The organism is Actinokineospora inagensis DSM 44258 (assembly GCF_000482865.1).
Taxonomy (GTDB): domain Bacteria; phylum Actinomycetota; class Actinomycetes; order Mycobacteriales; family Pseudonocardiaceae; genus Actinokineospora; species Actinokineospora inagensis.
In genome coordinates, this window is the sequence record NZ_AXWW01000053.1 from 50,397 (window position 1) to 57,680 (window position 7,284).

The 7,284-nt window shown below is 69.3% G+C and carries 5 protein-coding genes; 1 reads left to right on the forward strand and 4 read right to left on the reverse strand.

Annotated features, from left to right (window positions below; genetic code table 11):
• Positions 1–3 precede the first annotated feature (3 nt).
• The 4 genes from H504_RS0120080 to H504_RS0120095 all read right to left on the reverse strand — a co-directional run bounded on the left by H504_RS0120080 (position 4) and on the right by H504_RS0120095 (position 4,555).
• Positions 4–1,536, reverse strand: a complete 1,533-nt coding sequence (locus H504_RS0120080; RefSeq protein ID WP_026424233.1) for an adenylate/guanylate cyclase domain-containing protein — start codon at positions 1,534–1,536, stop codon at positions 4–6.
• A gap of 686 nt (positions 1,537–2,222) precedes the next feature.
• The gene (locus H504_RS0120085) at positions 2,223–2,978 is read right to left on the reverse strand and encodes a Calx-beta domain-containing protein (RefSeq protein ID WP_026424234.1); all 756 of its coding nucleotides are present in this window, start codon (positions 2,976–2,978) and stop codon (positions 2,223–2,225) included.
• A 73-nt stretch (positions 2,979–3,051) separates the two neighbouring features.
• Entirely contained in the window at positions 3,052–3,861 is an 810-nt protein-coding gene (locus tag H504_RS36075; RefSeq protein ID WP_157440524.1) for a hypothetical protein, read from the reverse strand.
• Between the two features lie 73 nt (positions 3,862–3,934).
• Entirely contained in the window at positions 3,935–4,555 is a 621-nt protein-coding gene (locus H504_RS0120095) for an L-threonylcarbamoyladenylate synthase (protein ID WP_026424235.1), read from the reverse strand.
• A 116-nt stretch (positions 4,556–4,671) separates the two neighbouring features.
• Here H504_RS0120095 and H504_RS38875 point away from each other — a divergent pair, with 116 nt between their 5' ends.
• Positions 4,672–6,972, forward strand: coding sequence for an Hsp70 family protein (locus H504_RS38875; protein ID WP_157440525.1), 2,301 nt, complete (start codon positions 4,672–4,674; stop codon positions 6,970–6,972).
• The last annotated feature ends 312 nt before the right edge of the window (positions 6,973–7,284 follow it).

Here is a 7,284-nt window from a genome sequence, read left to right on the forward strand (position 1 = left end):
CGATCACCGGCGCGGGTGGTCGGGCCACTCGCCTGTCTCTATGGGCTCGGCTAGGAGTGTCTCGACAGTCCTACCGCGCAGGGTTATCCGATCGGTCGTACGCCAGTGGACGGCTTCGGTGTGTGTGGCCTCGTCGATCGTCGTGGCCGAGGCGAGGAGTCCTCGTGGGGCGGACTTCGCAAGCTCGGTCAGTCGGGCGGCCTCGTTGACCGGGTCACCGATGACCGTGTACTCGAACCTGCGCTCGTCACCGATGTTGCCCGCAACGACCTGTCCGGACGCGACACCGATCCCGGCTTGGCAATGGGGAAGTTCTAGGGGCAGCCTGGTCGCGATAGCACGGGCGGCGGCGAGAGCCCGGCCTGCGCTGTCGTCGAGCGGTAGCGGTGCGCCGAAGATGGCCAGGGCGGCGTCACCGACGAACTTGTTGACGAGCCCACCGTGCGCGTCTATCTCGTCGACGACGATCGCGAAGAAGCGGTTGAGCAAGTCGACGACCTCGGTGGGCGGCCTGGTCGCGGCCAAGGCGGTGGAACCGACCAGGTCGACGAAGACGACTGTGACGTGACGGACCTCGTGATCGATCTCGGCTTTCAAAGCGGCCTCGGCCACCTCACGGCCCACGTGCCTGCCGAAGAGGTCCCGGATGCGGTCGCGCTCGGCGAGCCCGTCGGCCATGCGGTTGAACCCGGCCTGGAGAAGACCAAGCTCGGTACCGTCGAAAACCGGAATCCTCGTGTGAAGCTCGCCGCCTCTTATCCGGGCCATCCCGCGCCGCACCGACCTGATCGGCGCCACCACAGCGCGGGCGGTGAACACGGTGACGAGCAGGCCGACCACCAGTGCGATCACGGTCAGCACGATCACCGCGACCGCGAGCCGGGTCACGTTGTCCCGCACCATCGCGAAGACCGCCACCACGAGCAGGCCCGCGACGGGGACGCCGGTGCCAAGGCACCAGAACAACAGCATCCTGAGCTGCACACCGGTACCGCCGAGCGGTTCGTCGCCGAGTGCGCGCGCGGACACCGGCCTCAGCGAGAACTCACTGAGCAGGTAAGCGTTGGCGCATACGACGATTCCCGCGAAGCTCGTGGTGAACGCGACGGTGTAAGAGAGTTCGGGTTGAACGAACGCGGTTATACCTGTGAACAGGACTGTCGCCAGGCCCCAGAGGAAGGCTTGCATCTGGGTAAGCCTCAACGGCACCCTGAGCGTCGCCCTGCGGTCCTTGTCAGTGGGTTCACGATCCTCGATGGCCCACCGCAACGCCTTCAAGACCCGCCGCGTACCCCAGACACTGCCGCCTATCAGCGCCGCCACGACGTAAGAGGGGACGGCGATCACCAACCAGGTCGGGTTGGCCGTGGTGGGGCCTGGCACCACCAGCGTCGACAACACGACCGCCACAACGGCACCGATGAGGTTGGCCGACACGAGGGTCACGGTGAGCAAGCCCTGCACGCGCACCCGCAACGCGGCCCGAGACTGGTCCACCCGCCCCAACAACCGCGACCCGAACGGTGCCTCATCCACGACAGACGATGTTACCGACCGGTTGACACCGGGGCCGGGCGTCGTGGATCGCACTGTGTTGACGAGTTGTCCACATCCTCCACAGTCGTCCACAGCTTCAGCAGGCTCCGCTGCCCCATTGGGTGGTGCCGGTAGACTGGACCAGGGACGCCCCCCGGGACTGGGTGGGGGCTGGGCCGGGGTTCTTGTGGTGGTGGCGCGCCATATGTGGTTGGGCTGGGCATATGTGGTTGGGCTGGGCGCGAGCAGTCCACAGCACAGAACGCCTGGCCGAAGCAGAGCTGTCCGTCAGCGGGCACGGCTCCCTCGACCCCAGGCACTCCCCGAGCGCAGTGATCTGGGCGAACAAGCCCGTGAGCAACCCGGGTCGGGGCGGAATTGTCCACAGTGAGCAGGACTGTCCACAGCCACCCTCGCCGCACCCTTGACAGGTCGGGTTTCGCGTTATCGTCAGGAATGGGCCCCGGCGCCCCGGGTGGGCGGGGCTCTGTGTGGACCCGGGTGGGGGGTGAAGTCAAGCACCGACACGCGGCCGTCGGAGGTTGAAGTCGGAGATGTCGGTGGGCCTGGCCGAGGGGATCAGGCGCTGGGGGGGGTGAGTCAGGCAGATCAGGTCTGCGGGGCGGGCGGGCCACCGGGGGGCGGATCGGGTCGTCCTCACGGCGACCCGATCCGCGGCGGGGGTGCTACTTCTGGGATTTGACGGTGACCGGGGCCTTGGTGAGGCCGAGGGTGCCCGCGGAGGGGGAGAAGATCTCGACCAGGAACTGCTCGTCCGGTAGGGACTGGTCGGTGATCAGGCGGACGGGGGCGGTGGCGGTGGTGGCGCCGGTGGGGAAGGTGATGAGGCCGTCCTTGACCGGGTAGTAGCCGGGGCGGTTGTCGCCCAGGGGGATGGTGCGGTAGTGGACGGTGATGGGGGCTCGGGCGGGGGTGGAGAGGTGGACGCCGACGTCGGCGGTGCCGGTGGAGCGCCAGCAGATCTTGCCGCCGTCGAGGGAGGTGTCGACGGGGGGTTGGTCGTCGTCGATGATCTGGCCGCGGCCCTTGTCGCGGGCGATGGTGAGGTTGGTCGGGTTGAGCAGGCGGAGGGTGAACGCCTCCTCCGGCTCGCCGAGCGAGTCGCGGACGACGCCGACCGTGACCGTGGTGGCGGCGGTGGAGTTGGTCCAGGTGAGGGTGCCGGAGGCGGCGACGAGGTCGGCCGGGGACGTGGTCACGTGTTCGGTGACGTAGTCGACCGACCCGGTCGCCGTGCAGCCGGGGGCCGCGGCGACGGTGACGGCGAAGGTGAACGCGGTCGTGCCGGGTCCGGTGCCCTCGTACTGGCGGTAGTCGCCCACGGACACCGTCGCCGGTGCGCAACCCGTGGGTGCTGCCTGTGCCGGTGCTATCGGCAGGGCCACGGCAACGACCGCCGCGACGAGCAACACTGCCCTCATCGATTACCCCTCTCAAGTACGGCCGCCCCGGGGCTTGGTAGCGCACCCCGGTTGTGGCTCGGTTGTGAGGGGGCTAGTCGAGTTCCTTGCCGAGCCGCAGGGCGTCGACGCTGACGCGCTTCATGTCGGCCTTGTGCGCGGTGGGGTCGTCGCCCCGGTCGGGGCTGTCGGCCTCGGCGATGACGACGTCGCGGTCGTTCGTGGTGGCCGAGAAGCCGCCTTGGCTGAGGCGGGACAAACCGGGCACGGTGACCTTCTTCTCGCGGAGCAGGTCGTTGACGCTACCGGTGTCGTCTTGGCGGATGAGCATCTCGAGCTTCTCGGCGCTGTCGCGGTCGGGCATGCGGACCACCGACACCGACGTGTAGACCGTCTGCCCGCTGTCGAGCGAGGTGACGAACACGGCCCGGCTCAACTGGCGGCACGGGGCGGTCACGAAGAACTCCTTGACCTTCCCATAAGCGTGTTCCGAGCAGTCGCTGTCGCGCATTGGCTCAACCGTCTCGCCCATGCGTTGGAACAGGAACTCGGTGGCGGGCGCGGGCGGCCTGACCGGCGGCGGGTCGTCGTTTCCGGTGGTCGCCCAAAGAATGACCCCGACGACGACGGCGAGCGCGGCGGTGACCGCCGCGAGCGGCAACCAACGCGGGCGGCGGCGGGGTGGGGACGGCTCGGCCGGGGCCACGGGCATGGTCACCGTGGCGGGCTCAGCGGTCACCGACGGCATGGGCAAGGCCGTGACCTGGGTCTTCGTCGCCCAGGGCAGCTCGTCCGGCAGGGTGCTCACGATCACGGCGGGCGCGGCGACGGGCGCCGCTGGGCGCGGCGGGAACTTGGGCAGCGCGCGCTCCGGCTGATCGGGTGAAAGTGGGTGGTCCGACACGCCGCAGACAGTAGCGTAATACCCCCGTTATACAACGAAGGTGGGTATCGACACACCGTGCAACCGGATTCGGCTATTCGAACCTGGCAGTGTCGCCCGCGCCGCGCCGGACAATCTCCGGTTCGCCGTCGGAGAAGTCGACCACGGTGGTCGGGACCGTGCCGCACTCCCCCGAGTCGAGCACCGCGTCCACCACGTGGTCGAGTTCCTCGTTGATCTCCCAGCCGGACACCATCGGCTCGGCCTGGCCGGGCAGCAGCAGGGTCGACGACAGCAGCGGCTCGCCGAGCTCGGCCAGCAGCGCCTGCGCGACGGCGTTGTCCGGGATGCGGACACCGACGGTGCGCTTCTTCGGGTGCAGCAGCCGCCGGGGCACCTCCTTCGACGCCGGGAGGATGAACGTGTAGCTACCCGGGGTGGACGCCTTGACCGCCCGGAACACCGCGTTGTCCAGGTGCACGAATTGTCCGAGCTGGGCGAAGTCCTGGCACATCAGGGTGAAGTGGTGCCGGTCGTCGAGCTTGCGGATCTGCCGGATGCGGTCGATGCCGTCCCGGTTGCCGAGCGCGCAGCCCAGCGCGTAGCAGGAATCGGTGGGGTAGGCGATCAGCCCGCCGTCCCGCAACAGGGCCACGACCTGGGCGACTGTGCGCTGCTGGGGGTTGTCCGGGTGCACGTCGAAGTACTTCGCCATGGCGGGAGTCTACGGAGGCCGGGGTACCCCCTGGCGAAACGCGGTAGGACGGCGAGCGATCCTGTACACGGACACGAATGGGCTAACCCTGGACGGGTGAGGCGGGCGGGAGCGACGTGACACGGTGGAGTTTGGGCGTCGACCTGGGCACGAGCTTCTCCGCGGCGGCCATCGCCACCGCGGACCGGGTGGAGTCCATCGAGGTCTCCGGTGAGCGCCGGATCCCGTCCACCGTGCTGCTCGACGAGTCCGGCAGGCTGGTCGCGGGCACCCTGGCGCAGCGCATGGTGGGCCGGTCCCCGGACCGGGCCGAGCGCAACCCGAAGCGGTACGTCGGCCGCCGCCCGATGCTGCTCGGCGGCGAGCCGGTCACCGTCCAGCGGGCGCTGGCGGCGCTGCTGGAGCTGTTCCTGGTGGAGGCCCGCCGCCGGTTCGACGGGGCCGCGCCCACGTCGCTGGTGCTGACCCACCCGGTGGCCTGGAGCCAGGCGCAGCGGCAGGTGCTGCTGGAGGTCGCCGAGGCAGTGCTCCCCGGCCGCCCGGTCGAACTGGTCGAGGAGCCGGTCGCCGCCGCCGTGCACTACAGCCACACGCACGCCGCCGACGGCATCGGCGGCCGGGACAGCGTCGCCGTCTACGACCTGGGCGGCGGCACCTTCGACACGGCCGTGCTGGCCGTGGACGGCTCCGGCTTCAGCGTGGTCGGCACCCCCGGCGGCGACCCGGAGATCGGCGGCGAGACCTTCGACGAGCGGGTCTACCACCACTTCGGGGCGCAACTGAGCAGGTTGGCGCCGGACTGGTGGGAGCAGGTCAACACGAACCCGGACCGCCGCTGGCTGGCCGCCGCCGCCGAACTGCTCACCGAGGCCCGGCTGGCCAAGGAGTCGCTGTCCGACTACGCCGACGCCAGCCAGTACGTGGCGGGCGCCGACACCGACGTCCGGATCACCCGCGCCGAGTTCGACGCCCTCGTCGGCGAGGACGTCCGGCGCACCACCCGCCTGCTGGCGCAGAGCATCGAGGGCAGCGGCCGCAGCCCGGAAGACCTGCGTGGCATCTTCCTCACCGGCGGCGCCAGCCGGATCCCGCTGGTCCAGGACACGCTCCGCGCGCAGTACAACGGCCTGGTCCGCACCTGGCAGGACCCGAAGACGGTCGTCGCCCTCGGCGCGGCCCGCTGGTCGCAGCGCACCCTCGCCACCCGCCCCACCACCGCCCCCCGCCGCTCCGGTTTCCCGGTCTTGGCCACCGACGTCCTCGACGCCCAAGCCACCAACGGCGCCCTCTACACCTGGAACGCCACCCCCGACGGCCACCACATCCGCAAACTCGACCGCACCGGCCGGGTGGAGCGCGAACTCCCGATGACCCACGTCACCGGCTGGTCCATCGCCGACGACCTGGTCCTGGTCGCCGAACGCCGCGACCAGGTGGTCCGGGTACACGCCCTGAGCCCCGAACTGATCATCCGGTCCACCACCGACCTGGTGACCCCCACCGACCCCACCCTCGTCACCCAGGCAGGCCACGGCTGGATCTTCCTCCGCACCGCCCACCCCGTCGACAACTCGGTTGGCCTGCCGTGGGGCGAAACCGGCGACCTCCAGGTAGTCATGATCCGCCCGGCGACCTCGTTCGCCCCCATCAACACAACCCCGCAACCACTGGGCCCAGCAGCGACCTGGTACATCAACGAGGACAGCACCCGCCGACGCCTGCTCGACCCGGCCATGCCCACCTCAGTCACCCCAACCCCCCTCGGCGACGGCCGGTCAGCCGCAGTCATCCTCGGCAAAACCACCAAACGCCGCACCGGCCTCCGAAATACGGTCATCGTCCCCAGCCAAACGGTCGCCACCATCGACGCAACCGGCACCATGACGGTCGTCGCCGAACAACAGGACACCACCGCCCTCTGGGTCCACCAAGTCCTCCGCCGCGACAACTGGTACCTCGCCACCAACATCGGCCTCGAAGCCTACGTAGGAACGGACCGAAAACTCTTCATCGAACGCCCCCGCTCCGGCGCAGCCCGCTGGGTCGCCACCTCAAACCGGATGTACGGAATCGTCCAAGACTCCCTCGTCCCCAACCGAGGCTTGACCCTGCACCTCTACGACGACCGATCCCCCCGCTCCCTCGGTTCTTTCCCCGGCCTCCTCGGAAACCTCTCCGCCACCACCCCCACCGAGGCCCCAAGAATCCGCGTAGACGGCGACACCCTCTGGATCGGCGCCCAGGTCAGCGAATCCACCTCACAAATCCTCCGCGTCACCGCCTCCCGCGTAGACCAGATCGCCGCCGCCGAAGGCTGGCTAGAACCCATCGCCCAGGGCTTCGCCCTCCACTCCCCCGAATCCCCACCCGGCGACGCACGAACGACTCCCGCCACTTTGGTCCGACTACCTAGCTAGCCAACTAACAAAACCCACCCTGCCAACCCACCCCACGCGCCCCAAAACCCGCCCGAAATCGACGAAGCGCCACCCCCGCACCGCGCGCCTCGAAACCCACCCCCATATCGACGAAGCCCCCCAACCTGCACCGCGCGCCTCGAAACCCGCCGATCCCAACCGCCCGTTGTGGTGAAGTTGTTTTGTTTGGGGGGAGCGGTGGCCTAAGCCGGATGGCGGGTAAGGCCACGTCTTTCCAGTGGCCCCGCCTTTTTGCCTTACCCAGGCTGCCGCTAGGGGCCCCAAACAAAACAACTTCACCACAACGGGCAC

What these genes read in the sequence shown, in the direction of transcription:
- H504_RS0120085 (WP_026424234.1), bottom strand. Translation starts at nt 2,978, where the DNA reads ATGAGGGCAGTGTTGCTCGTCGCGGCGGTCGTTGCCGTGGCCCTGCCG.
- H504_RS0120095 (WP_026424235.1), bottom strand. Translation starts at nt 4,555, where the DNA reads ATGGCGAAGTACTTCGACGTGCACCCGGACAACCCCCAGCAGCGCACA.